This is a genomic window from Pseudomonas fluorescens (assembly GCF_002022275.1).
GTDB lineage: Bacteria > Pseudomonadota > Gammaproteobacteria > Pseudomonadales > Pseudomonadaceae > Aquipseudomonas > Aquipseudomonas fluorescens_AJ.
On record NZ_MSDF01000057.1, the window covers coordinates 16109 to 42702 of the forward strand.

The 26594-nt window shown below is 61.7% G+C and carries 22 protein-coding genes; 12 read left to right on the forward strand and 10 right to left on the reverse strand.

Translation table 11 applies throughout. The annotated features are described in order from the left end of the window. The first annotated feature begins 5 nt into the window (after positions 1-5). The 4 genes from BFW87_RS28385 (at position 6) to BFW87_RS28400 (ending at position 6088) form a co-directional block, all read left to right on the forward strand. Positions 6-1343 carry an MFS transporter gene (locus tag BFW87_RS28385; RefSeq protein ID WP_078743028.1) on the forward strand — a complete coding sequence of 446 codons (1338 nt, stop codon included), beginning with the start codon at positions 6-8 and terminating at the stop codon, positions 1341-1343. Positions 1344-1419: 76 nt separating this feature from the next. Then, positions 1420-2166 carry an IclR family transcriptional regulator gene (locus BFW87_RS28390; RefSeq protein ID WP_078743029.1) on the forward strand — a complete coding sequence of 249 codons (747 nt, stop codon included), beginning with the start codon at positions 1420-1422 and terminating at the stop codon, positions 2164-2166. A 190-nt stretch (positions 2167-2356) separates the two neighbouring features. Continuing rightward, positions 2357-4765: a glucose/quinate/shikimate family membrane-bound PQQ-dependent dehydrogenase gene (locus tag BFW87_RS28395; protein WP_078743030.1), complete on the forward strand. Its 2409-nt coding sequence runs from the start codon at positions 2357-2359 to the stop codon at positions 4763-4765. A gap of 57 nt (positions 4766-4822) precedes the next feature. Then, the gene (locus BFW87_RS28400; RefSeq protein WP_078743031.1) at positions 4823-6088 is read left to right on the forward strand and encodes a carbohydrate porin; all 1266 of its coding nucleotides are present in this window, start codon (positions 4823-4825) and stop codon (positions 6086-6088) included. 108 nt (positions 6089-6196) lie between these two features. On the opposite strand, the gene BFW87_RS28405 is transcribed toward BFW87_RS28400, so the two are convergent. Beyond that, a complete protein-coding gene (locus BFW87_RS28405) occupies positions 6197-7372 on the reverse strand; it encodes a XylR family transcriptional regulator (RefSeq protein ID WP_078743032.1) in 1176 nt (391 codons plus the stop codon). 139 nt (positions 7373-7511) lie between these two features. Here BFW87_RS28405 and xylA point away from each other — a divergent pair, with 139 nt between their 5' ends. The 4 genes from xylA to BFW87_RS28425 all read left to right on the forward strand — a co-directional run bounded on the left by xylA (position 7512) and on the right by BFW87_RS28425 (position 12650). Further along, complete coding sequence (xylA, locus tag BFW87_RS28410) at positions 7512-8828, forward strand: xylose isomerase (RefSeq protein ID WP_078743033.1); 1317 nt, start codon at positions 7512-7514, stop codon at positions 8826-8828. A 133-nt stretch (positions 8829-8961) separates the two neighbouring features. Further along, positions 8962-9963 carry a D-xylose ABC transporter substrate-binding protein gene (gene xylF, locus BFW87_RS28415; protein WP_078743034.1) on the forward strand — a complete coding sequence of 334 codons (1002 nt, stop codon included), beginning with the start codon at positions 8962-8964 and terminating at the stop codon, positions 9961-9963. 5 nt (positions 9964-9968) lie between these two features. Further along, a complete protein-coding gene (gene xylG, locus BFW87_RS28420) occupies positions 9969-11513 on the forward strand; it encodes a D-xylose ABC transporter ATP-binding protein (RefSeq protein ID WP_176159844.1) in 1545 nt (514 codons plus the stop codon). After that, positions 11514-12650 (forward strand): sugar ABC transporter permease, encoded by a 1137-nt coding sequence (locus BFW87_RS28425; RefSeq protein WP_078743036.1) that lies wholly within the window; start codon positions 11514-11516, stop codon positions 12648-12650. 294 nt (positions 12651-12944) lie between these two features. On the opposite strand, the gene BFW87_RS28430 is transcribed toward BFW87_RS28425, so the two are convergent. The 4 genes from BFW87_RS28430 to BFW87_RS28445 all read right to left on the reverse strand — a co-directional run bounded on the left by BFW87_RS28430 (position 12945) and on the right by BFW87_RS28445 (position 15888). Continuing rightward, positions 12945-13664 (reverse strand): alpha/beta hydrolase, encoded by a 720-nt coding sequence (locus tag BFW87_RS28430; protein ID WP_078743037.1) that lies wholly within the window; start codon positions 13662-13664, stop codon positions 12945-12947. Between the two features lie 12 nt (positions 13665-13676). Beyond that, positions 13677-14432, reverse strand: a complete 756-nt coding sequence (gene cobF, locus BFW87_RS28435; protein WP_078743038.1) for a precorrin-6A synthase (deacetylating) — start codon at positions 14430-14432, stop codon at positions 13677-13679. 45 nt (positions 14433-14477) lie between these two features. Further along, positions 14478-15032: a histidine phosphatase family protein gene (locus tag BFW87_RS28440; protein ID WP_078743039.1), complete on the reverse strand. Its 555-nt coding sequence runs from the start codon at positions 15030-15032 to the stop codon at positions 14478-14480. Positions 15033-15348: 316 nt separating this feature from the next. After that, the gene (locus BFW87_RS28445; RefSeq protein WP_078743040.1) at positions 15349-15888 is read right to left on the reverse strand and encodes a DUF4865 family protein; all 540 of its coding nucleotides are present in this window, start codon (positions 15886-15888) and stop codon (positions 15349-15351) included. Positions 15889-15980: 92 nt separating this feature from the next. Between BFW87_RS28445 and BFW87_RS28450 the strand changes: the two genes are divergently transcribed. After that, positions 15981-16847: a LysR family transcriptional regulator gene (locus tag BFW87_RS28450; RefSeq protein ID WP_078743041.1), complete on the forward strand. Its 867-nt coding sequence runs from the start codon at positions 15981-15983 to the stop codon at positions 16845-16847. Positions 16848-16855: 8 nt separating this feature from the next. Here the strand turns inward: BFW87_RS28450 and BFW87_RS28455 are convergent, their stop codons facing one another. After that, positions 16856-17335 (reverse strand): YbjN domain-containing protein, encoded by a 480-nt coding sequence (locus BFW87_RS28455; RefSeq protein WP_078743042.1) that lies wholly within the window; start codon positions 17333-17335, stop codon positions 16856-16858. A gap of 217 nt (positions 17336-17552) precedes the next feature. Between BFW87_RS28455 and BFW87_RS28460 the strand changes: the two genes are divergently transcribed. Then, positions 17553-21002 (forward strand): hypothetical protein, encoded by a 3450-nt coding sequence (locus tag BFW87_RS28460; protein WP_078743043.1) that lies wholly within the window; start codon positions 17553-17555, stop codon positions 21000-21002. 62 nt (positions 21003-21064) lie between these two features. Beyond that, positions 21065-21949, forward strand: a complete 885-nt coding sequence (locus BFW87_RS28465; protein WP_078743044.1) for an AraC family transcriptional regulator — start codon at positions 21065-21067, stop codon at positions 21947-21949. On the opposite strand, the gene BFW87_RS28470 is transcribed toward BFW87_RS28465, so the two are convergent. The 3 genes from BFW87_RS28470 to BFW87_RS28480 all read right to left on the reverse strand — a co-directional run bounded on the left by BFW87_RS28470 (position 21891) and on the right by BFW87_RS28480 (position 24772). Further along, positions 21891-22478 (reverse strand): LysE family translocator, encoded by a 588-nt coding sequence (locus tag BFW87_RS28470; RefSeq protein ID WP_078743045.1) that lies wholly within the window; start codon positions 22476-22478, stop codon positions 21891-21893. The two genes, BFW87_RS28465 and BFW87_RS28470, sit on opposite strands and share 59 nt — an antisense overlap. 88 nt (positions 22479-22566) lie before the next feature. After that, positions 22567-24255, reverse strand: coding sequence for a phospholipase D-like domain-containing protein (locus BFW87_RS28475; RefSeq protein ID WP_078743046.1), 1689 nt, complete (start codon positions 24253-24255; stop codon positions 22567-22569). Between the two features lie 37 nt (positions 24256-24292). Continuing rightward, positions 24293-24772 (reverse strand): winged helix-turn-helix transcriptional regulator, encoded by a 480-nt coding sequence (locus BFW87_RS28480; RefSeq protein ID WP_078743047.1) that lies wholly within the window; start codon positions 24770-24772, stop codon positions 24293-24295. 107 nt (positions 24773-24879) lie between these two features. Here BFW87_RS28480 and BFW87_RS28485 point away from each other — a divergent pair, with 107 nt between their 5' ends. Then, positions 24880-25578 carry an SDR family oxidoreductase gene (locus BFW87_RS28485; protein WP_078743048.1) on the forward strand — a complete coding sequence of 233 codons (699 nt, stop codon included), beginning with the start codon at positions 24880-24882 and terminating at the stop codon, positions 25576-25578. On the opposite strand, the gene BFW87_RS28490 is transcribed toward BFW87_RS28485, so the two are convergent. Beyond that, positions 25568-26452 carry an NAD(P)/FAD-dependent oxidoreductase gene (locus tag BFW87_RS28490; protein WP_078743049.1) on the reverse strand — a complete coding sequence of 295 codons (885 nt, stop codon included), beginning with the start codon at positions 26450-26452 and terminating at the stop codon, positions 25568-25570. The two genes, BFW87_RS28485 and BFW87_RS28490, sit on opposite strands and share 11 nt — an antisense overlap. Between the last annotated feature and the right edge of the window lie 142 nt (positions 26453-26594).

Below are 26594 nucleotides of genomic sequence, written 5' to 3' on the forward strand. Positions count from 1 at the left end.
GAGTCATGTCTAACAGTTCTACCGAAATCAGCGCGCTTGAGCGCTCAACCATGCGCAAAGTCGCGTGGCGATTGTTGCCGTTCCTGATCCTCTGCTACCTGCTGGCGATCATCGACCGGGGCAATATTGGCATGGCCTCCCTGCAGATGAACCAGGACCTGGACCTCACCCCTGCCATCTTCGGCTTCGCCAGCAGCTTGTTCTTTGTCTCGTATTTTCTGGTGGAGGTGCCCAGCAACCTGGCGTTGCAGCGCTTTGGCGCACGGGTATGGATTGCGCGGATCATGATCACCTGGGGGCTGATTTCGGCCGCTACGGCGTTTGTCCAGGGCGTCAATTCCCTCTACGTCATGCGGTTCTTGCTGGGAGCGGCCGAGGCCGGGTTTTTCCCGGGCGTGTTGCTTTACCTGACTTATTGGCTACCGGCGGCCTACCGCGGGCGCATGGTCGCAATTTTCATGGTGGCGATTCCGGGCGCCAACTTCATTGGCTCCCCCCTGTCGGGCCTGCTGCTGAGCATGGATGGCTGGTTTGGCATGCGTGGCTGGCACTGGCTGTTCATCCTCGAAGGCATTCCCGCCGTGCTGCTGGGGATCGCGTGCCTGTTTGTCTTGACCGATCGCCCGGAGCACGCCAAATGGCTGAGCAGCGAGCAGCGCAACTGGCTCACTAGCCGGCTCGACGAAGAGCGCAGCCGCAAGACCGCCATCGGGCATATTTCGTTGTGGAAACTGCTTCGTCACAAACACATCTGGGTGTTGGCGCTGATCTACTCGGGCGCATCGGCAGCAGGCAGCACGATGAGTGTGTGGGCACCGCAGCTGCTCAAAACCTTCGGCCTGAACAACCTGGAAATCGGCATGGTCAATGCCATCCCCTACGGCCTGGCGTCGGTCCTGATGATCATGTGGGGGCGCAGCTCCGACAAGACGGGTGAACGCCGCTGGCATACCGCCACCACCTTGCTATTGATTACCGCCGGCCTGTTAATGGCGCTGCTCACTTCCTCCCTGGTCGCGACGGTGATCATGATGTCCATGGTGCTGATCGGTGCGTACTCGATGAAGGGACCCTTCTGGGCGCTGGTGTCGACCTGGCTGTCCTCCTCCACCGCCGCTGCCGGCCTGGCCGCCGTAGGCGCAATGGCCAACCTGATTGGCGGCGGCATCATGGTCAACGTCTACGGCACGATCCACCACGCCACCGGCAGCTACGCCCTGGCGCTGATGCCACTGGCGGCGCTGTGTGCAGCGGGTGCCGTGATGGTGCTGCTGATGGGGCGCAAACAAATGAAGGGTTCCAGCGACGCGGCCGAACTCAAGGCGCCTGCAAGCGCCAGTTGAGCCCTTGTGCATTGCCCCCACGGGGCAATGCCAGTATTTTGCTGCGTACTCGCCTATCCCCCACAAGGAACGCCCCATGGTAAAAACCCGCCCACGTCCCGCCGTTACCGGGGTTGCTTCAGCTGATCGGGTGCTGACTGTGCTCACTGCCTTCAAGATGGGGGATACGGCCCTGGAGTTGGCCGAACTGGCGGCCCGCACCGGGCTGATCAAAAGCACCATCATGCGGTTGATGGTGTCACTGGAAGACCATGGCCTGATCACGCGCCTGGCGGATGGTCGCTACCAGCTTGCTACCGAGATCATGCGCCTGAACACCGTGTATCAGGATGGCCTGGACCTTGAGCGCCATATCACCCCGCTGCTGCACCGCCTGACCCAGGAAACCGGGGAAACCGCCTCATTCTATGTACGCCATGGTGCCTACCGAATGTGCCTCTACCGCATCAACTCCCCCCACCACCTGCGCCTGCACCTGCAACCGGGTGACACTCGCCCCATGGACGGTGCCGCTGGCGCCGAAGCGTTACGCACGCCTTACTCGCTGGCAGCGAAAATGATCAAGCCGTTTTTTTCCCACGGTGCCACCGACCCTCACGCCTCCTCCATGGCCCTGCCTGTGTTTGGCCCCGGAGAAAACCTGATCGGCGCGCTGGTACTCTCCGGCCCGGCCAGCCGCCTGACTGCCGAGCAAGCGCAGACGCTTCATCCATTGTTCCAGCAAGCAGCCCTTGAGCTGACACGCAGCCTGGGAGGCAACGCATTGGCGGGCGCCGAAGCCGAAGCCGGGCAGAAAAAACCTCGCGGCAAAAAAACCGACTAGCGCCTGGGGCAGACGCAGACAACGCCACCGTGTGATGCCGGCCTGAGGCCCATTGCACGCTTGGCGACATTTAGCCACACCGCATCTTCGCAGCACCTGTAATAGTCTATTGCAGGACTCTAATGTACTAACTGGTTACTTATCTTGCTAAGATTCGTCCTTTAGTCAGTCACATTCGAGCCCTGCCGACATGAAACGAGCACCCCGCGCCGCTGGCGCCTCACGATATCTCCTGCTGGGCCTGGGCATTGTCATTGCCCTGCTCGGCGTGGCCCTGGCCGTTGGCGGCGCCAAACTGGTCAGCCTCGGCGGTTCCTGGTATTTCCTGATCGGCGGCGGCGCCATGGCCGTTTCCGGCGTGTTGATTGCCCTGCGCAAAGCCACCGGTGCGTGGTTGTTCGCAGCGTTTCTGCTGGGTACGGCGGTGTGGGCCGTCGCGGATGTGGGGCTGGTGTTCTGGCCGCTGTTCTCGCGACTGTTCATGTTTGCGGCCATCGGCATGGTGGTGGCGCTGGTTTACCCGCTGCTGGTCGACCGGCCTGCGCGCGGCGCCTATGGCGTTGCCGCCGTGTTGGCGGTGGGCGTGGCGGTCGCGGCGGGCAATATGTTTGTCGCCCACCCAAGCGTGGCGCCGACCGGCGCTGGCCCGGGCATTACCCCGGTTGCCGCTGCTGATGCACAGAAAGACTGGGCGCACTACGGCAACACCGAGGGCGGCAGCCGTTTCGCCGCGCTGGACCAGATCAACCGTGACACCGTCAATAAGCTCAAAGTGGCCTGGACCTACCACACCGGCGACGTGGCGATCAGCGACGGCAACGGTGCCGAAGACCAACTCACGCCCCTGCAGATCGGCAACAAGGTGTTCATCTGCACGCCGCACAACAACCTGATCGCGCTGGATGCCGACACCGGCAAAGAGCTGTGGAAGAACGAAGTCAACGCCAAATCGGCGGTGTGGCAACGTTGCCGGGGCATGGCCTATTTCGACGCCACCGCGCCGATTGCCCAGCCGACTCAACCGAACAGTTCGCCGATCATTGCCGCCACTGTTCCTGCTGGCGCGCAGTGCCAGCGTCGCTTGCTGACCAACACCATCGATGCGCGCCTGATCGCCGTGGACGCTGACACCGGCAAGTTCTGCGAAGACTTCGGCACCCATGGTCAAGTGGACTTGAAAGCCGGCCTGGGTAACGTGCCGGACAGCTACTACCAACTGTCCTCCGCTCCGTTGATCGCCGGCACCACCGTGGTGGTCGGCGGCCGCGTGGCCGACAACGTACAGACCGACATGCCCGGCGGCGTGATCCGGGGTTTCGACGTGATCAGCGGCCAGATGCGCTGGGCTTTCGACCCGGGCAACCCTGAAGACAAACAAGCCCCGGCCGCCGGCAGCACCTATGTGCGCAGCACGCCGAACAGCTGGGCGCCAATGTCGTATGACCCGCTGATGAACACGGTTTTCCTGCCGATGGGCAGCTCGTCCACCGACATCTACGGCGTGGAACGCACCCGGCTCAACCACAAGTACGGCGCTTCGGTATTGGCGCTGGATGCCTCCACCGGCGCAGAAAAATGGGTGTACCAGACCGTCCACAATGACCTGTGGGATTTCGACCTGCCGATGCAGCCGAGCCTGATCGACTTCACCCCGCCGGGCGGCGACAAAGCGGTACCTGCGGTGGTGATCGGCACCAAGGCCGGGCAGATCTATGTGCTCGACCGCGCCACCGGCAAACCGCTGACCGACGTGCGCGAAGTGCCGGTCAAGGCCGCCAATATCCCCAACGAACCTTACTCGCTGACCCAGCCAAAATCGGTGGGCATGCCACAGATCGGCGCGCAAACCCTGAGCGAGTCGGACATGTGGGGCGCCACGCCATACGACCAGCTGCTGTGCCGCATCGACTTCAAGGGCATGCGCTACGAAGGCCTGTACACCGCGCCGGGCACGGATAAATCCCTGAGTTTCCCGGGTTCTTTGGGCGGCATGAACTGGGGCAGTATTTCCACTGACCCGGTGCATGGTTTTATCTTCGTCAACGACATGCGCCTCGGCCTGTGGATTCAGATGGTGCCGTCGCAGAACAAGGCCCAGGCCTCGTCGGGCGGTGAAGCACTGAACACCGGCATGGGCGCCGTGCCGCTCAAGGGCACACCGTATGCAGTGAACAAAAACCGCTTCCTGTCGGTGGCCGGCATTCCGTGCCAGGCGCCGCCGTTCGGCACCTTGACCGCCATCGACATGAAGACCCAGAAGATTGCCTGGCAAGTACCGGTCGGCACCGTGGAAGACACCGGCCCGCTGGGTATCCGCATGCACCTGCCGATCAAGATTGGTTTGCCGACGCTGGGCGGCACACTGTCGACTCAGGGCGGCCTGATCTTTATCGCCGGCACCCAGGACTTCTACCTGCGCGCCTTCAACAGCGGCAACGGTGACGAAATCTGGAAAGCCCGCCTGCCCGTGGGCAGCCAGGGCGGCCCGATGACCTACGTGTCGCCGAAAACCGGCAAGCAGTACATCGTCATCACCGCCGGCGGCGCACGCCAATCCACCGACCGTGGCGACTACGTGATCGCCTACGCCCTGCCATAACCAATGTTCGCGCGGTGCCTCCCCCGGCACCGCGCTTTTTTGTCTGGAACAGTTCGCATGACCCCCACTTCTCATACCTCCCTTGGGCGCCTGTTGCTGGGCCTGGCCCTGGGCGCCGCCCTGCCCGTTCAAGCTGACGACACCACCCTGACCGGCGACTGGGGCGGCCTGCGCCGCGAGCTCGACGAACAAGGCATCCGCTTTACCGGCGACTACAGCGGCGAAACCGCCTACAACGCCGACGGCGGCCAGCACCGCGCGGCGCGCTACTCGCAGAACATCAAGCTGGGTGTGCAGTTTGATCTGGGCAAGCTGTACGGTTTCAACAATGGCGACCGCATCCAGCTGACCATCAACGACCGACGCGGCAACAGCGCCTCCGAGGACCTGGTGGGCAACCGCCTGCCGATCCAGGAAAACTACGGCGGCCTCTACACCCGCCTCACCGAGCTGAGCTACGAGCGCACGCTGTTCACGCCTGCGCTGAACGTCAAGCTCGGCTACATGGCCATGGGCAATGACCTCGGCGGCCTCGACAGCGGTATTTTGTGCAACTTCATGAACGCCGGTTTCTGCGGGCACCCGCTCAACATGTCCGGCGGCAGCGGCTGGACCAACTACCCGAACGCCCGCCTTGGCGCGCGGGTGAAATATGACTTTTCGCCAGACTGGCAACTGCGCGTGGCGGCGTTCAACGTCGACCCGGACAGCAACGGCAACTCCAGCCGCGCTTGGCATTTGGGGCCCAAACATACCACCGGCACCGTGGTGCCCATCGAACTGGTCTACAAACACGCAGGCCCCCTGCCGAGCGAATACAAACTGGGTTATTACTACGACAGCTCCGATGTAAAACGCATCGGCAGCGACAAGAAAGTCAGCGGGCGCGGCGGTCATTACCTGCTGATTGATCAAGCGGTGTGGGCGTCCAACTCATCCGCCGGTCGTGTGCTGCACGCCTTCGGCCAATACTCCGCAGCGAGCGAAGCTGCCTCGCCGTTCAGCAAGTGGTATGGCGCAGGCGTGGTGTTGTACAAGCCGTTCGAAGGCCGCCCACGAGATACGTTGGCGCTGGGTTATAGTCGTGCCGTACCCAACCCGCGCAGCCGGGATGTGCAGGAACTGGCTGCATTCAACGCCGGGACCGATTACCCCAACCTGAATAATGCCGAGCAGTTGATTGAGCTGAGTTATGGCTACCAGGCCACGCCATGGCTGACGTTGCGTCCGGATGTGCAATACATCATTGAACCGGGGGCGTTTTCCGGGGCGGATATCGACAATGCGCTGGTGCTGGGATTGCAAGTCAAGGCGCTATTCTAAAATGTGGGAGCTGGCTTGCCTGCGATAGCGGAGTGTCAGTCTGCATATCCGATGCTGATACGGCGCTATCGCAGGCAAGCCAGCTCCCACATCGGCCACTGCTGTGTATCAGACCACACCCTGCTGATACTCCCGCGGCGTACACCCAAACTCCCTTCGAAACACCGTGTGCAGGTACTGCGCCGACTTGAACCCGCAACGCGTCGCCACGTCGGCAATCGCCAGGCCATGGTTTTCCAGGCCCTTGGCAGCAGCCGCGAGTTTGAAGCGCAATATTTCATCGTGCACGCTGCAGCCACGCGCCTTGCGAAAGTGTGACTCCAGGGACGAGCGCGACACGCCGACATAGGCCGCCACCTGGGCGGTCTTGATGCCCTGGCAGGCGTATTGGCGGATAAACAGCAGCGCCTGCATCACGTAGGGGTTGCCCAGCGGCTGATGCAAACTGGACGCCTGCACATTGATCGCGTCCGGCGGCACCAGAATCTGCGTGCCGGCGCCGGGTTTGCCGTGCAACATCTGGTGCAGCAGCGCGGCGGCGGTGCGGCCCATGGTTTCGGTGCCCTGAATCACCGAACTGAGCGGCACGCGCGTCAGGGTGCGGGTCAGCGGGTCGTTATCGATACCGATCAGTGCGACTTCTTCCGGCACGGCGATACCGGCGGTAAGGCAGGCCTGCAGCAACTGGCGGGCGCGGGCGTCGGTGACGGCGATGATGCCGATGGGTTTGGGCAAGGCTTGCAGCCAGGCGATCTGCTGTTCGACGGCACTGTCCCACAAGGGTGCGCTGGTGCCCAAGCCGCGATACACCTCCACCTGCAACCCATCACGTTGCATCAGCCGGCGGAAAGCTTTCTCGCGTTCCTGGGCCCAGCGGTTGGCCTGAGCCTGCGGCAGGCTGAAGCAGGCAAACCGGGTCAGGCCGGCTTCAATCAGGTGCTCATAGGCGAGCTTGATCAGCGCGTAATTGTCCGTGGCCACATACGGAATGCCTTTGGGATAGGCCCGCGCATCCTCGTAGGAACCACCCACCGCCACCACCGGCAACTTGATGTCGGCCAACGCCTCGCCAATCAACGGGTCGTCAAAGTCGGCAATGATGCCGTCGCCCTGCCAGCGCTCGATGCCGCGCAGGCGGCACAAAAAGTCTTCTTCCAGAAACAAGTCCCACGATACGCGGGTGCTGCTCAGGTAGTTGCCGATGCCGGTGATGATGCCGCGGTCATAAATTTTGCTGCCGTTGAACAACAACGCGATGCGGTGAACGGGCGGTAGGGTTTTCATTGTTTTTATCCGAAGGCCTGTCGGCACAGACTAGACCGCGCCACTCAAAATCGCACCATGCCTTGGTGATTTTCATAATCGGCAGGCAGAGCGCCGTTGCTAGTATCGGGGCATCGCCAAGAACAATAAGGAAAACGCCATGCCGTACTTCCCCGGTGTCGAGAAGGTTCGCTTCGAAGGCCCCAGCAGCGATTCCCCCCTCGCCTTTCGCCATTACGACGCCAACAAACTCATCCTCGGCAAACCCATGCGCGAACACCTGCGCATGGCGGCCTGCTATTGGCACACCTTTGTGTGGCCGGGGGCGGACATGTTCGGTGTGGGCACCTTTAAACGGCCGTGGCAGCGCAGCGGCGACCCGATGGAACTGGCCATCGGCAAGGCGGATGCAGCTTTCGAGTTTTTCTCCAAACTGGGCATTGATTACTACAGCTTTCATGACACGGACGTCGCCCCTGAAGGCAGCTCGCTCAAGGAGTATCGCCACCACTTCGCGCAAATGGTTGACCACCTTGAGCGCCATCAGGAACAGACCGGGATCAAACTGTTGTGGGGTACCGCCAACTGCTTCAGCAACCCGCGTTTCGCCGCTGGCGCCGCGAGCAACCCGGACCCGCAAGTGTTTGCCTTTGCTGCCGCGCAAGTGTTCAGCGCGATGAACGCCACCTTGCGCCTCAAGGGTTCCAACTATGTGCTGTGGGGCGGCCGTGAGGGCTATGAAACCCTGCTCAATACCGACCTCAAACGCGAGCGCGAACAGCTCGGGCGCTTTATGCGCATGGTGGTGGAACACAAGCACAAGATCGGCTTCAAGGGCGATTTGCTGATTGAGCCCAAACCCCAGGAACCCACCAAGCACCAGTACGATTACGACAGCGCCACGGTGTTCGGCTTTCTGCATGAGTTTGGCCTGGAGCATGAAATCAAGGTCAATATCGAAGCCAACCACGCGACATTGGCCGGGCACAGCTTCCATCACGAAATCGCCACCGCCGTGTCCCTGGGGATTTTCGGCAGCATCGACGCCAACCGGGGCGACCCGCAGAACGGCTGGGACACCGACCAGTTCCCCAACAGCGTCGAAGAGATGACCCTTGCCACCTATGAAATTCTCAAGGCTGGGGGTTTCAAGAATGGCGGCTACAACTTTGACTCCAAGGTGCGTCGCCAGAGCCTGGACGATGTGGACCTGTTCCACGGCCATGTGGCTGCGATGGATGTGCTGGCCCTCGCCCTGGAGCGTGCCGCGGCGATGGTGCAGAACGACCGCTTGCAGCAGTTCAAGGATCAGCGTTATGCCGGTTGGAACCAGCCGTTGGGCCAGGCAGTGCTGGCCGGTGAATTCAGCCTGGAGTCGCTGGCCGAGCATGCGTTTGCCCATGAGTTGAACCCGCAGGCGGTGAGTGGGCGGCAGGAGATGCTTGAAGGCGTGGTTAACCGATACATTTTTGGTTGAACCACAGATACCTGTGGCGAGCGGGCTTGCCCGCTCGCCACAGGAAGCCCGTTCACCTCAACAACAGTGTTCGTCTACAGTCCTACCCGCATCACGCTGTGTCTTTCCAACAACAATAAAAGGACGCACCACCATGAAGTCATTCAAACGCACCTTGCTCGCCTCTGCCCTGGCCCTGCTCGCCCTGCCGGTCATGGCCGATTCCGCCCACCCGAAAATCGGTTTTTCCATCGATGACCTGCGCCTGGAACGCTGGTCCCGCGACCGTGATTACTTTGTGGCGGCCGCTGAAAAACTCGACGCCAAGGTCTTCGTGCAATCGGCCGATGCCAACGAGCAAAAGCAAATCTCGCAGATTGAAAACCTGATCTCCCGGGGCGTCGACGTGATCGTCATCGTGCCGTTCAATGCCACCGTGCTGACCAACGCCGTGGCCGAGGCCAAGAAAGCCGGGATTAAAGTCGTGTCCTACGACCGCCTGATTCTCAACGCCGATATCGACGCCTACATCTCCTTCGATAACGAAAAAGTCGGCGAGATGCAGGCCAACGGCGTGCTGCAAGCCGCGCCCAAGGGCAACTACTTCCTGCTCGGCGGTGCGCCCACCGATAACAACGCCAAGGTCTTGCGCGAAGGCCAGATGAAAGTGCTGCAACCCTCGATCGACAAGGGCGACATCAAGATTGTCGGCCAGCAATGGGTCAAGGAATGGAACCCTACCGAAGCCCTGAGCATCGTCGAAAACGCCCTGACCCGAAACAACAACAAGATCGACGCCATCGTCGCCTCCAACGACGCCACCGCCGGCGGCGCGATCCAGGCGCTGGCCGCGCAGAAACTCGCGGGTAAAGTGCCAATCTCTGGGCAGGACGCCGACCTCGCGGCGATCAAACGCGTGATCGACGGCACCCAGACCATGACCGTGTACAAGCCGCTCAAATTGATCGCCACCGAAGCGGCCAAGCTCTCGGTACAACTCGCGCGCAATGAAAAACCCACCTACAGCTCGCAATACGACAACGGCAGCAAAAAGGTCGACACCATCCTGCTCACGCCGACCCCGCTGACAAAAGCCAATATCGACCTGTTGGAGAAAGACGGGTTCTACACCAAAGAGCAGATAGCCGGGCAGTGACCGCCATGGCCGACTACCTGCTGCAAATGAACGGCATCGTCAAACGCTTTGGCGGTGTCAACGCGCTGAACGGCATCGACATCAAGGTGCGGCCGGGGGAATGCGTCGGCCTGTGCGGCGAAAACGGTGCCGGCAAATCCACCTTGATGAAGGTGCTGTCGGCGGTGTATCCCTACGGCACCTGGGACGGTGAAATCCTCTGGGACGGCCAGCCGCTCAAGGCCCAGTCCATCAGCGAAACCGAAGCCGCCGGTATCGTGATCATTCATCAGGAGCTGACCCTGGTGCCCGACCTGTCGGTGGCCGAAAACATCTTCATGGGCCATGAGTTGACGTTGCCGGGTGGGCGCATGAACTACCCGGCGATGTTCCATCGCGCCGAAGTCCTCATGCGCGAGCTGAAGGTGCCGGACATGAACGTCGCGCTGCCGGTGTCGCAGTACGGCGGCGGCTATCAGCAACTGGTGGAAATCGCCAAGGCCCTGAACAAACAGGCGCGCCTGTTGATTCTCGACGAACCTTCCTCGGCCCTGACCCGCTCGGAAATCGAGGTATTGCTCGACATCATCCGTGACCTCAAGGCCAAGGGCGTGGCCTGCGTGTACATCTCCCACAAGCTCGATGAGGTAGCGGCGGTGTGCGACACCGTCGCGGTGATCCGGGATGGCAAACACATCGCAACCACGGCCATGGCCGACATGGATATCGCGCAGATCATCACGCAGATGGTCGGCCGCGAAATGAGAGACCTCTACCCCACCGAGCCACGCGAGATCGGAGAGGTGATTTTCGAAGCGCGCAACGTCACCTGCTACGACGTCGACAACCCCAGGCGCAAACGCGTGGACGACGTGTCCTTCGTGCTCAAGCGCGGTGAAATCCTCGGCATCGCCGGGCTGGTGGGCGCCGGGCGCACGGAACTGGTGTCGGCGCTGTTCGGTGCCTACCCCGGACGCTACAGCGCCGAGGTGTGGCTGGACGGCCAGGTGATCGACACGCGCACCCCGCTCAAATCGATCCGCGCCGGGCTGTGCATGGTGCCCGAGGACCGCAAGCGCCAGGGCATCATTCCTGACTTCGGGGTGGGCCAGAACATCACGTTGGCCGTGCTCGACAGCTATGCCCACCTGACGTGCATCGACGCCGAAGCCGAACTGGGCAGCATCGATCGGCAAATCGCACGCCTGCACCTCAAGACCGCCAGCCCGTTTTTGCCGATCACCAGCCTGTCCGGTGGCAACCAGCAAAAGGCCGTGCTGGCAAAAATGCTCATGGCCAAGCCCCGCGTGCTGATTCTCGATGAGCCCACGCGCGGCGTGGATGTGGGCGCCAAGTACGAGATCTACAAGCTGATGGGCGCGCTGGCGGCCGAGGGCGTGTCGATCATCATGGTCTCCTCCGAGCTGGCTGAAGTACTGGGCGTTTCCAACCGCGTGCTGGTGATCGGCGAAGGCCAACTGCGTGGCGACTTCATCAACGCCGGCCTGACCCAGGAACAGGTACTCGCCGCCGCGCTCAGCCCTAATAATAATGATCGGAAGACCGCGTAGATGAATCAGGTCAAACACCTTTTCACCCGCTACAAAATGCTCGCCCTGGTGATTGCCGTGGCGATCATCTGGCTGTTTTTCAGCTGGCAGACCGAGGGCGGTTTTGTCACGCCGCGCAACCTGTCCAACCTGCTGCGGCAAATGTCGATCACCGGGATTCTGGCGTGCGGCATGGTGCTGGTGATCATCAGCGGCGAGATCGATTTATCCGTGGGTTCGTTGCTGGGCTTGCTGGGCGGGTTGGCAGCGATTCTGGATGTGGTCTATCACATTCCGCTGTTGGCCAACCTGAGCCTGGTGGCGCTGTGCGGCTTGATGATCGGTTTGGCCAATGGCTACATGACCGCCTATTTGCGCATTCCCTCGTTTATCGTCGGCCTGGGCGGCATGCTGGCGTTTCGCGGGATTTTGCTCGGGATCACCGGCGGCACCACCATTGCACCGGTGTCGCCGCAACTGGTGTATGTGGGCCAGGGGTATTTGCCGCACTCGGTGGGCATTGGGCTTGGCGTATTGCTGTTTGCCTTGACGGTGTTCCTGACCTGGAAACAACGGCGCAACCGCGCCGCTCATGGCTTGGCGGCCCACTCGTGGGTACGCGACGTACTGCGCGTAGCGGTGATCGGCGCGGTGCTGGCCGGCTTCGTCACCACCCTCAACAGCTACGACGGCATCCCCGTGCCGGTGCTGTTGTTGCTGGTGCTGCTCGGCGTGTTCAGCTACGTCACAGGCCAGACCGTATTTGGCCGCCGCGTGTATGCGGTGGGCAGCAACATGGAAGCCACGCGCCTGTCGGGCATCAACGTGCAAGCCGTGAAACTGTGGATCTTCGGCATCATGGGCGTGATGTGCGCCCTCGCCGGCCTGGTCAACACCGCGCGCCTTGCCGCTGGGTCGCCCTCGGCGGGTAACATGGGCGAACTCGACGCCATCGCCGCGTGCTTTATTGGCGGCACGTCCATGCGCGGAGGTTCGGGCACGGTGTATGGCGCGTTGCTTGGGGCATTGGTGATCACCAGCCTGGACAACGGCATGTCGATGCTGGATGTGGACAGTTATTGGCAGATGATCGTGAAGGGCAGCATTCTGGTACTGGCGGTGTGGGTGGACGTGAGTACCCGGGCGGTACGCCGATGAGCGCTTGGCATACTCATCCCACCGCCGGGCAACCTGTTCGGCGCTGGCCGCCCTGACGCGGGAGAGATCGAACGGATAATCGACGCCAGGTAAACCGCCATCGCAGGCAAGCCAGCTCCCACATTGGATCTTCATCGCTGATGAGACAGTGACCCGGGTATTTCAGACACCACAGATCAACTGTGGGAGCTGCGATGCGACGACTCGACTTGCCTGCGATGGCGCTGGGTCAGGCGACATCTCTTTCGTCAGTGCCGCCGCCATTGCAGCATAGGTATACAGTTTGAACCGTGTTTACCTCAGGCTCTTCTCCAGCCAGGCCTTGAGGTCCTGTATTTCCGCCTCACTCACGGTATGTGGCATCCCCGGGTACCCGTGAAATTCCGGCTTCAAGCCCAGCCCCGTCAACACCTCGTTCGCCCGCGTCGCCGACGCATACGGCAGCGCCTGATCGAGCGTCCCGTGGCCGATAAAGATCGCCAACCTGTCCAGTGCCGCATTCGGTTTGAGTTCAGCCTTGAGCACCGGCAACACACTGCCACTCAACGCCGCAATCCCGCGGACCAGTGCAGGCTGGCGCAAGCCCACCTCGTAGGACATGATCGCGCCCTGGCTGAACCCCACCAGAAACACCCGATCGCTTTGCGTGTGGTATTTGGCAGTGGCCTGGGTCACGAAGGCTTCGATCAGCTTCGCGCTGCGTTGCAGGTCGGCGGTCTCGCCGTTGTAATCACCGTCACCGGGTGTCTTGGCAAACCAGCGATAGCCATTGGGGTCCACCGGCATGGGCGCCCGCGCCGACAGGTAGGTCCACGTGGACGGCAGCGCATCCTTGATGCCAAACAGGTCTTCCTCGTTACTGCCAAAGCCGTGCAGGAAAATCACCAGCGGTTGGTTGCGCGCATCGCTCTGGGTTTGCTCCAGGTACTGCAGCGGCAAGTCGGTGTGTAACGTGGAATCGGCATGCGCGCTACCGGCCAACAGGGTCAGCGCCAGGGCAAACAGTTTGAGCATGGGGAAGCTACCTCAGGGTTTGCGCAACAGATAAGTGTCCATGATCCAGCCATTTTCAAGGCGTGCGGCCTTGCGCACCCGTTCGATTTCTTCGGCCACTTCAGCGACTTTTCCACTGATAAGAATTTCATCCGGCGTGCCCAGGTAGGCGCCCCAGTAGATATCCAGGTCCTGATCCGCCACGGTGTGGTAGGAATCCTCGGCGTCGAGCATCACCACCAGCGTGTCCGCATCACTCGCCTGCCCCGCCGCCAACCGACGCCCAGTGGTGATCTCGATGGAGCGGCCGATACGGTTCAGCGGCACTTTATGCTGGGCGGCCAGCGCCTGAACGCTGGTGATGCCGGGGATGACTTCAAATTCAAACTCACAGCGGCCGCCGGCAAGGATCGCCTGCAGGATGCGAATGGTGCTGTCGTACAACGCAGGGTCGCCCCAGGCCAGGAAAGCACCCACTTCACCGTCAGTCATTTCCTCGTTGATCATGCGTTCGAAGGTCTGCTGCTTGTCGCGGTTAAGGTCCTGCACTGCGGTGGTGTAGTCGATATCGCCCCGCACACGCTCGGGGCAATCGGCCTCGACGAAGCGGTAGCCGGGCTCGGTGATGTAGGTTTCGCAGATCTCGCGGCGCAGGTCGATCAGCTTGTCTTTGCTCTGGCCCTTGTCCATCAGGAAAAACACGTCGGTGCGGTTCAGCGCCTTCACGGCCTGCATCGTGATGTAGTCAGGGTTACCGGCGCCGATGCCGATGATCAGGATGCGTTTCATGGGTTGCTCTCATTGCGGGGCGTGGATTTTGCCATGTTCGCGCGCTCAGGCGTGAGTTTCCAGGCGCAGGCGCCACAGGTGGTTGAAGCGCAGTTCGGTGGCGGACAGCGGCTCGACGTCGATCCGATAAAACATGGACACAGGAAACTGCATCACGTACAGCATCGCGGCGCGGATCACAAAAGGGTGGGTGACGGCGACCACGTGTCCCGGTTGGGATTCAAGGGACTGCATCCACCGCCCGATACGTGCACACATCTGATCCACCGACTCGCCACCGTGGGGTGCACAGGCGCTGTCGGTCATCCACGCCCCCAGTGAATCGCTGTCCAGTTCACTGATGGCTTGACCTTTCCAGCCACCGAAATCGCCATCGCGCAACGCTTCCACCACTTCTGCGTTTTCGCCGAACAAGCCCGCCGTTTGCTGGGTTCTGGCCTCAGGCGCGCACATCAGGCGCCGGTTGTTCTTGTAGCGATTTGCCAATGATAAGGCGGCGTCCTGCCAATTCATCGTGACGGATTCGTCATCGGGAAAGCGCCCCTGTTTTTGAAGGGGCGTGGCGGCATGGCAAATCAGGGTCAAACGAGTGGCCAGCATCACAATTCACTCTGTTTCGATGCGCAGTCAACGTCGACTCGCAAGTTGCTTCAACATGTTACAACGAACATGAAACAGGAAGCCGGTTCAAACCCGGCGCGGTCGTGCCACTGTATTCGGCTCCACAGCCGTAAGCCAGACCCTGTTTTGGCCCTTTCGCTATCCATTTCGGGACGCGCCATCCCTGGCGTGGCGCTGTACATCGTGATTGTGTCGGTGGCCCAGCGGGTGCTGTGGACCACCCTGGGCCTGGTGCCGGGTGCGATGGCCGAGCGCACATTGAGCCCGCCACAGGCCAGGTTCAAGCCGTACACCGCTAGATTCCCGGACGGGCCAGGTACCACACCTGATAACCCGTCCCCGGATGCGCCGCGTCCAGCACCTGCGCCGACAACGTGATGCGAATCAGGCGCCACGCCTGCACATCCAGCGCCAGGAACACCGCGAACGTATCGCTGCTGTCCGCCAACTGCTGATTGCGCGCTTTGCCCTCGGCCAGAATCGCCGCCCGATCCGCCCCCGGCTCCAGCGGCCACTCCTCCCGGTACAAACTCAACGCGCTCTGCGCCGGCCCGCGCTGCACATCCAGTGGCAGCCAGCTCTCGATATGCGGGCGACCAAAGCTGTCGAGCACCTTCTGAAAGCGCTCCCCCAATAAAAAGTCGGCAGCCTGCAAAGGGTCGGACCACAGGTACACCGACGAATACACATTGGCGCCGTGCTCCTGGGCGATAAACGCCTTGAACAGCAACCCCTCGGCGTGATCCCACAGTGGCCCCAACTGCGCGGCACGGCGGCGAATCACGCCCATGTCGTAGTCGGCAGGCAGACGGTGCGAATACTGTTTGGCGAACATGGCGAAGCTCCTGGAGAGATGAGGATTCAGCTTGCGCAGTGCCGATGATTTCAACAAGATATCAGTCGATATAAGTGCAATAAGGAACGGATATGACCGATGCACTCAAACCTCTGGATATCGACACCGTACAGGCCTTTGTACTGGTGGCGGATTTCACCAGCTTCACCCGCGCCGCCGAGGCCCTCGACACTTCGCAGGCCGCCATCAGCCTCAAGCTCAAACGCCTGGAGGAGCGCCTCGGCTATCGCCTGCTCGAACGCACGCCGCGGCATGTGCGGCTGTCACCCCGGGGCGAACAGTTCATCGTCGCCGCCCGCGTGCTGCTCAATGCCCACGAGCGTGCATTGGGCGCCATGGTCACGCTGGCGCCCAGGCGTCTGGTGATCGGCATCAGCGACCACGTGGCCGGGCCGGACTTGCCGCTGTGGCTCAGCCGTCTGGCGGCGTACGACCCGATGGTGATTCTGGAGGTGCGCATCGCCTCCTCCCGCGACCTGGTCGCCGCTTTCGACCGCAACGAGCTGGACGCGGTGATCGTGCGCAACGAGGGCGACCGCCAGGACGGCGATGTGTTGGCCCTGGAGCGCTTTGGCTGGTTTGCGGCGCCCACCTGGCAGCACACCCCCGGTACGCCGCTGCGCATGGCGACCATGGCAGCGCCGTGCGGTGTGCGGCACCTGGCGACGCGGGCGCTGGATGCAGCGAATGTGGATTGGACCGAGGTGTTTGTCGGGGGCGGTGTGATGGCGGTAGGCGCGGCGGTCAGCGCCGGGCTGGGCGTAGCAGCCCTCGCCCATCGGGTGGCGCCGCCGGGGGCGGTGGACGTGGGCGAGCAATACGGTTTGCCCGTATTGCCCGTCAGCGAGGTGGTGCTCTACAGCCGGATCAGCGACGCACGTTCGCGCGAGACATTACGGGCATTGAGCGCGACATTTCGCGGTGTGCTGCAACGCTGATCCTGCTTTTACGCCACAGGCGTTTCTTCATCCACCGCTGCGGCGCTCGCCTGCGCCTGCAACTGCGCGGCCTGCTGGCTGTAGTCACGCAGGTAGACGATAAATTCCTGCAGCAGGCGATCCCACAACTCCAGTTGGCTGCGCAGGTGCGTGGCGCCCACACCCGCCACCACCACATCCATTTCCATCAACAAGAACTCCCCCTGAAGCGACAACCGCGCAAACCGCCGCGAGGCGTTCCACACCTGGGCCAGCCCTTGCGGCAATTCACCCTGCACCCGCAGCGCACAGCTGTAGGTGAAATCCACGTAACTGCCCGGCTCATCCGCCGGGTTGCCAAAGCGCACGGCATAACCAATGCCCTGGCTGGCGCTGAGCAATTGCACGATGCCGTTCTGCTCGGTCTGGTTGACGCGGGAGCCGGCTTCCTGCAGCAGTTGCGTGAAACTCTGAGGGGTGACGTGGGTGATCAGTTGAACATCGCTCATGGTGTCTCTTCCTTGTTGAGAATGGGTAAGGCGGTGTGCGGAGCATCAAACCGATTAAAGGTATAGCTCATCGTCAGGCGCCCAGTTCAAAAGTAGCGCTCACCGGCGCCTGACCGGCGTGGCTGAGACAAGCCACGGTATTTACCGAATCGGCTGCTGTCGGTGCATGCCCGTGCGCCGCAATCATCCGGGTTTAGCCACTGCCCGAGGCCGCCCCATGGATGGTTTGTTCGATCTTGCCCTTTCCCCTCAAACCCTGCCGCTATCAAGCATGAACTTCTCCGCTGCCGAACTCAGCGAACGCGAAGACCTGCTCCGCCTGGGCGACAGCGAACTGGTCAGCGAGTTGCTGGGTATTTTGCAGTCGCCGTCATACCAGGCGCAGCCCTCGGCGAGTACGCCGGTGAGCCTCTCGGAACTCTCGCTGCTCGGTCAATGGGGCGACGTCTACAGCAAGGCAATCAACCACGTCGAGTTTCTGGCTTGGGCAGACCGCCAGCAGCTGGATTTCGCTACGCTGCGGGTGAGGCTTGGCACGCTCACAGGTAACAACTCGGTCACTGCCACTCATCACAGGTTCACCCTCGCGGACGAATCCGGTTGGTGGAAAGTCGCCAACCCGATCACCTTTATCGCCCAACTGCTGGACCCGGCCGAGCTCGGCATGCCTTACCTGGGTCACCGCACAAGCAATGCCACCCGCCAATTATCGCTCGACCGGGTGCTGGCCTTTTATGGCTACCCTCTGCCTGCCAATCGCCTGCAAACCCAGGTGATCGTTGAGGAGCTGAGCGCCGCCGATGCGTTTCCTTCCATTGATCATCTCGGCCGCAACCGCTCCTTGATCCACGGCGAGCGCCTTAGTCAGCAACTCGATTTCGCGCAACTGGCCGACGCGTTGCAGGCACTGACACCGTTCGAAGGGTTTGCGCTGTTCAGTACCCGGCTGCACCTCACTTCCGGCTCGTTGCTGTCGCGCACGCTAAAGGAGGCGGCGCAGCACTTGAAGCTGATCATTGAAGATGATGGCGATGAGGGCGTTTCAGCCGCTTCGGGTCTGTACTACTTTGATCCCGCCCAGCGGGCGATCTGCGTATTGCCGACGCTAAACGAAGGCACAACACAGACGCATGAACTGCGCCCTGAAAACCCCGGCATCCGCTGGCATACGCTGCAACGCCTGGCTGATAAACTCGCTACCCGCATTTACCCCGATCACAGCCTGAGCCTTGCCGCGTGCATGCAGGTATATGGCATTGAGCGTGTCACGACCGCGGACGAGCTGACGGCGCTAGTCGCGTGCCTGCGTCAGTGGCCAATGCCGCCGACGCCAACGCTGTATGCCGCGGCGCGCAGCCTCGATGAGCGCTATATCTACACGCGTTTCATCGGTGTCCTCAACGATCGTTATTCCCTGCGCCACGCACTGTTCAAAATGGTCAGCGCCGGTGTATTGAACGGCCCACAGGGGCTGGATGCGATCATTCCAATCGACGCCGATACCCTGCCCACCCAACTGTTGCCCGGGCGCAGACAATTGCAGGCGTTGGTTGATCATCCCGAGTTTGTCGCCATCCTGGTACAGCAGCGCATCGCCCCCACCAGCCACGTGCTATTGAGTGTCGAGAAGGGTATAGGCGCCAAAGATGTGGACGGCCATTGGAAATCATTGTCGACGGTGGTGATGGCAAACGCGAAACTTGCGCCGATGGTCCGCCTGTTGGCAACCGTGGCGACACAACTGGGCGGCGAGTTACGCACCAACGACGCCATCAGTCTGCGCCAGGCACTGCGCCTCTACGCCATCCCGCTGCCGGCCAGCCTGGAGGCGGCGCGGCTTAGCGCACGACGCCGGGTCATCAGCCTCCCTCACCCTCTTTATGAAAGTAATTACTGGCGGGCACTCAGTCCCGCCATGCCTGAGCAACCGATCGGCTGGACCTTGTCTGAACCGGACCGTCAACAAGTCATCGCCACCAGTCGGCAGTTTTTGCCGGACGCTGACCAGTCTCTGTTCAGCTACTTGTGCGGCGCGCTGTTACGGGACAAATCGCCGGTCGATATCCGCGCCGAAGCCGACCTGTTGATGAGTCGCCTGATCGCCTCCCCCCTCGCCCAGCAATTGGCCAGGCAACTGGTTCAAGCGGTGCAATGGCAAGGCAGTGAGGCCAGCGATCCCGGCGGTCACGCAGGCCGTAGCGCACTGTTGTGGGCCGCGTTGATTCTGAGCCTGGACCCTGATGCCAGCCTGCACGCCACCCGCATCAACGGAATGGATTGGGCTGCGCCTTACTTTTGGGGCGAGTCCGTGGCGTTTGTGCGCAGGAACGTGGAAACCAGCTTCAGAAGCCTTGATCGCGGGGCCGCTGCGTTGGCGGCACACCTGATGCTATGTGGCCAGGCGCCCTACCTGCTGGTGCGGGACATCCCCGATACCCTGCCGTTTCTCTGCACCCAGACGTGGGTGCTGTTCCAGCAATATGCCACCTATCTGGAGCAGCGTTTGCCAGGCGGCGCCCGGCAAATGAGTCATGATGAAATGCTGTATTTGGCCTACCTGCCGCCTCATGGAAAATGGAGCCTGTTTCTGGACTCCGCCCACGCGACTCCGGCTATCCTGGCCTGGGCGGCCGCCAACGGTATTGTGCCGCGCAGTGAGCGATACAGCGTGAATCAGATGAACCTCGCCATCGCTGAACTGAACAGCTTGCGGGCACGCCTGCGGACGGCCGAAGAAGCGTTCACAGCGCAGGTACCCACCCAACGCTCCGTGGCACTTGAGGTCTTGAAAAAGGTGTATCCGCAGGTCGATTCACTGGAAAACCTGGTCTGGGAGTGGTCGGCGCAAGATGAAGAGTCCGCTGCGCTTGCCAGCCTCCACGCTGGCCGCAAGTACGCCTTTGTCGACTTGTACATGGCCAATGAGCTGGTGGCTTCATCCACCCACTGGCAGTCCAGCGATGTGCAGCTCAAGTACGCGACATTGGCCCCGCGGTTCGTTCAGCTGGCGCCGTTCAATCAAGTCCTCGCGCCTGCCTTTGACGCTCATCTGAACAAGTTGCAAAGCGCCTACGTGGACTATCTGTGCAGTGCCCTGCCCGCACGCTCACTGGATGAACGCGAAACACTGGAATTCGGCAAGGTTGAGTGCTTCGCCCTGCGCAGCGCGGCTGGGGCGGTCGGAGCATTCGGACTGATCGTCTGCGCCAGCTTCTACAAAACCAGGCATGTGTATGAGTGCTTCCCCAAGTACTTGCTGCTGCGCCGTCGGCGCGACCTGGCTTACAGCCTGTTGGTCAATGCTGTCGCCTCGGACAGCCAGACCGTCGCGGACCTGGCCGTCGAATGGCCGGCCTACGCCACGGGGGCAGAGCCTTCAACAACCCTCCCCGCGACCCGCTGGCCCGACCTGCGCATCGGCAGGCTCGACACCGTTTTGGCAGAAATCGAGGTCTTGCCGCCAGCGGATGCCAAGGGGCACCGCATCCCCCGCAGCCTCGACTCAACCCGCTCCCGCGCGTTGGCCGCCCTCATTACCGGGCACTATTTGCAGGAGGGTTCGCGGCTGCTCGCGCAAGCCAGGCTTGCCCAGACGCTGGAGCAGATCAGCAGCGGCAATGATCCCTGGGCTGATTACCTGCTGAGCATGTCACTGGCCGCGAAGTGAGGCCTTGAACATCCGCCGTTTATCCGGGAATCTAGTGCGGCAACCCAAAGGAGCGTCGCACCATGACCTTGTCGATCAGCCCCACGGCCCCCAGTTTCTGGCGCGACCCTGCGCTGCCGTTTATCGAGGCGCGCAGTATCGCTGATGGGCGCAAGGTCACTTACGGCCGGCATGCTCACGAGCATTTCTCCATCGGCGCGGTCACCACCGGTTGCAGTTACTACCATTACGGCGCAGACACCTTCGAGATCAGCGTCGGCACGGTGGTGTTGATGAACCCCGGTGATGTGCACGCCTGCAACCCTGTCCGCGACCAGCCCTGGTCCTATCAAATGCTGTACCTCGACACGCCCTGGCTGACTGACTTGCAGCACCAGCTGGGCTTCAGCACCGACCAGGGTTATCGCCCTTTCAACACGCCGTACACCCGCGACGCCGGGCTCTATGAAGGGCTGTTGGCGCTCTACCGGCTATTGGTGGACGAGCACGTCGAACACCTGCAAAAGCAGAGCACGCTGGTGAGTTATTTCAGTGAGGTGCAGCAGCGCCTGAACCCCGCCGAAACGCCGCCGCGCGAGGTCAATCACAAGCTGGAACGCGCCGCCGACTACATCCGCGAGCATTGCACCCAGGCATTGAAACTGGAGGACATTTGCCTGGCGGCCGAGCTGTCGCCGTCTTACCTGATCCGCGCGTTCAAGCTGTATTACGGGTTGACGCCCCACGCCTTTGTGGTGAACCAGCGCGTGCAGTTCGCCCGTACCCAGCTGCGCAACGGCGAGTTGATCGCCGACGTGGCCCTGGCCGCAGGCTTTGCCGACCAGGCGCACTTGCAGCGCACCTTCAAGCAGCATTTTGCCGCCACGCCCGGGCAGTACCGCGAGGCACTCAAGCCATCAGCAAATAACCCACACTGGCCACCAGCAACGCGGCCATTGAGCGGTTGAACAGCCGCACACCTTGAGGATTGCTCAGGTAGCGCCGCAAAAACGTCCCCGCATAAGCCCAGCATGCTACCGACAGGTAGCAGATCACCAGGTACAGCGCGGCGAACAGCCAGACCTGGCGAGCATCGCCGTCGGCCACAAACAAGCCCATCCCCGCCACACAGGCCAGCCACGCTTTGGGGTTGAGCCATTGCATGACCGCGCCATACAGCATCGACGGTGCAGTGGGCGTGCCGTCGGCGTCCAGCCGGCCCTCGTCCACCGCCAGTTTCCAGGCCATGTACAGCAAAAAGGCCACCCCGCCCCACTGAATCATCTGCGTCAGGATTGGCCAGCGCACCAATACCTCATGCAGGCCCAGGCCGATCAGCACCAGCAGCAACGTGAAGCCGACCGCCGCGCCGAACACGTGTTTCTGGCTGGCGGCAAAACCAAAACGCGCACCGGCGCTCAAGGCGACCACGTTGACCGGGCCGGGGGTGATCGAGGTGGCGAGCGCAAAGGCGGCCATGGAAAGGATAGAGCTCATTGCGATTCCTTTTTTGTGGTGACGATGAAGAGGCCGTCACGGTAAAGGACCAAACACTCGCGGTATTGAAGAAAATACCCCCCTGTCGCTATTTGACGAACAGCTCGCGGTCCCGCGCCTTCACATGGCCGGGACTGTAGTAGGCGTCGAACCAGGTCTTCTCCCCCGCTGCCGGTGGCTTGGCCAGGCGCAAGGTTTTCAGCGCGCCCGGCTGACTGGCATTGAAGCGAAAATGGAAGTGGTCGAACAGGCGCAATGCTTCGATGGCATACACCACGGCGATTTTGCGGTCTTCAATACGAATCAGATGGTCACCGTTGTTTTTCTCGCCGCCCCCGGCCAGGTTGGATGAGCCGGTGTACACCGTGGGGTTGGCGCCGTTGAAATCAATGACCACGAACTTGTTGTGCACCATGTTCCCCGCATTGCCCGACCATTCCGCCTTGAACGGCGCCGGCGCATTGCTCGCCAGGTAGCTGAACGGCAGCAAGCCCACCGAGCCATCCGGCTTGCGCACCGCCAGCTTGCCGGTGCGCTGCGCCACGCCATAGGAGAACAACGCGCGCTGCATCAACGCATCCAGGGCATCACGCACTTTGCCGTTGATCAAGCTCAGGAACACGATGGAATACAGCACCGAACTGGTGGCCTGTTCGATGCTGCTGGCGATCGGGTCCAGCGACAGCGCGCTGTCGGCATGGGGCGCGAAGCACAACGAGACTTTTGAACCGGGCTGATCGCGCACCACCCACCACTGTTGCGACAGCGGATTTTTGCGAAAGGTGGTGGGGGCGGTCCAATAGGCATCGAACACTTCGGCGAACTTGCCGGCCACGGTTTCATCGTCAAACAGCAACACGTTGTTGGCCTGGATATACAACCCGCGCAGGGCAAAGTTGGTAGAGCCGCCGAGTACCCGAATCGCTTTGCCCGCGCGGCGCACGATCAATACTTTGTTGTGCTGCTGGCTGGAGAAATGCAGGCGCTTGATCTGCGCCCCGGCAGCGGTCAAACGCGCCGCGCTGAGGCTTTCGCAGCTGTCGGCGGCGCCCTGGTCGCCATGGTCATCGATGATCGCCCGCAGCCGTGGGCCGAGGCCTTCGAGGCGGTGCAGGATGTCCGGTTCCTTGCTTTCGTAAATCAGCGCGTCGAGGGTCAGCTCGGGGTCGTTTGTCACTTGCTCCAGCACTTGCAGGATCAACTGCCGCGCCTCGAATCCAAGCCACGCGTAGTTTTTTTCAAACGGCGTCATGTCCAGGTCCAGATAGGCCCTGGGTGCCGAGCGCGCGGGCGGCAGGATGCGTGTTTCGTTGTTGAAGCGATCGCCGTAGGCCTGGGAAGAGGCAAAGCCGCGGGTGAAGCCGATGTTGACGAAATCGCTGATGGTTTGCGCTTCCAGGGACACCTGGTTTTCCAGGCTGATGCCCTTGCGCAACATACCGTCGGCGCCCATGTAGCAGGCAGTGACGCGGTAACGGAACAGGCCGGGAAGGATCTCGCTGGGCACGTGGATCCAGCGGAATTTCTGGAACGGCGCCTCGGTCGAGGGAAAGCTGCGGGGCTGCTCCGGGGTCGGCGGGTAATCGAAGTGCAGACGGTTGTGCAGCACGCCCCAGTGGTCGGCGCCGGGGTAGCGCACTTCGATGCTGAAGCCGACAAAATCCGGCGTGGCAAGGTCCGCAGCAAGGTCAAACGCCAACAGCGCCGCGCCCTCCCCGCGATACAGCTTGAAGGTCAGCCCCTGGAATGTGGTCTTGCTCTCGAAGTCGGCGCTCAAGCGATGTCCTTTGTGCTGAAGGGCGTTGCTGCGGAGTCTAGCGCGTGCGCGCCATCAAGCCACTGGCACCTGGCACCTGGCACCTGGCACCTGGCACCTGGGTGACAATATCTTCAATACCCAGCAGGCGGCCATCCTGCGAAAACACCTCGACCTTGCGCAAAGGCTGGAGACAGCGCGCATCCAGCACGCGGGTGCCGCCTTCCTCCGGCTCGGTGTGCACCTCGCCCCACTGCGCCAGCGTGACCAGCACCGGCATCAGCGCGCGGCCTTTGTCGGTCAGTTGATATTCACTGCGCGCGCCGACTTCGCTGGTTTGCAGCAGGCCTTGCTCGACCATGTCCTTGAGGCGCGTGGCGAGAATATTTTTCGCCACGCCCAGGTGCTTCTGGAAATCGCCGAAACGCGTCACCCCGGCAAAGGCGTCGCGGATGATCAACAGCGTCCACCAATCCCCCACCACGTCCAGTGCACGGGCGACCGGGCAGACATCGCCTTCCAGGCATTTGCGTTTCATCGTCGGGCCTCCAGGCAATTTGAAATATTAGGTTGCATTATAGGACCAACACGCGCAGGATAAAAACAGTTTCATCATTAAACCAAAACCGTCGTGTGGAGAGCATCATGGATATTCGTGGAAAAGTCGTACTGGTTACCGGCGCCAACCGTGGCCTGGGCAAAGCGTTCGTCATCGCCGCTCTCGAAGCCGGCGCCGCCAAGGTCTATGCCGCAGCGCGTGACCCGAGCAGCGTGAATATCCCCGGCAGCACGCCCATCGCCCTGGACATTACTGACGCGGCCAGCGTGCAGCGCGCCGCCGAGCAGTACACCGACGTCAGTGTGCTGATCAACAATGCCGGCTTCCTCAAATACGGCTCGCTGCTGGCTGAAGACAGCATTGAAAACCTGCAACAGCACTTTGAAGTGAACACCTTCGGCACCCTGCGCGTGACACGCGCCTTCGCGCCAACTCTGGCCAAGCAAGGTGGTGGCGCGCTGATCAATATCCTCTCGGTATTGAGCTGGCTGAGCCCTGCGGGTACCGGCGGCTACAGCACCTCCAAATCCGCCCAATGGGGCCTGACCAACGGGCTGCGCGCCGAGTTGCGCGAGCAGAAAACCCTGGTGATTGGCGTGCACCCGGCCTACATCGACACCGACATGGTCGCCGACATCCAGGCGCCGAAAAGCACGCCTCAGGAAGTGGTCGCCATCACCCTCAAAGCCCTGAGCGAAGACCGCGAAGAAGCGCTGATCACCGACATGACCCACGCGGTCAAAGCCTCGCTGTCCACCGACAGCCCGGTCTACCTCAACCCGTGATCAACGAGAAGTGCGCGCCCACCCCGGCGCGCACGCCCTCGCCCACCGCCAACGCCACCGAACCTGCCGCCAGGGCGGTATCGCCACAGGCGAACACGCCGGGAACTGAGGTCTGGCGCATTTCGTCAGTCTGCAGATAAGCGCCCGTAGGGCCATCAAGCAATTCACAAGCCAATTGCCCCGCCAGCGGGCTGATGCGCGTGCGCGCCATCGTGAACACACCGTCCAGGCTGAACACTCGCCCATCCTCCAGCTCCACATCGGCGCGCTCGCCGCTGATACGCCTGACCGCACCGCTGTGCACCGTCACGCCACGCCGATCCAGCTGCGCCTGTTGCTCGGCATCCGGTGTAAAAATGCCATTGGTGAACAAGGTGGTGGTGCCCCAGTCCGGCAGCATCAGCGCGTGGTGCATCGCCAACGGTGAGGTTGCCAGCACACCGATGCGGCCCTGATCCAACTCGTAACCGTGGCAATACGGGCAATGAAATACCCGTTTGCCCCAACGCTCCTCCAGACCTTCAATGGCGGGTAATTCGTCCACAACACCGGTGGCGAGGATCAGGCGTTTGCCCTGGAATGCTCCGTTGCACAGGGTATGAATGCTGAAACCGTCCGCCTGCTGCAACGCTTGCTGCGCGCTGTCTTGCACCCAGGTCACCGTCGGATATTCCATCAACTGGCTGCGACCTTCTGCGGCAATGACCTCTGGCGGCTGCCCGTCCTGCCCCAGAAAGCCATGGGAGGTGGCCGCAAACCGGTTGCGCCTTTGCCCTGCATCAATCACCAACACCTGGCGCCGCGCCCGCGCCAGTTGCAGGCCCGCCGACAGGCCGGCATAGCTGCCGCCCACGATAATGACGTCATAAATCATGTGTGCGATCTCGTTTTGCGGCGCACCCGGTTGTCCGGGCGCTTTCACGGCACACCATAAGTTACATGAAAATAAGACGTCAAGAGTCTCGCAACTATTCAGGTTACGAACGATACTCTGCGGCGAATCGACTTGAGGCTTC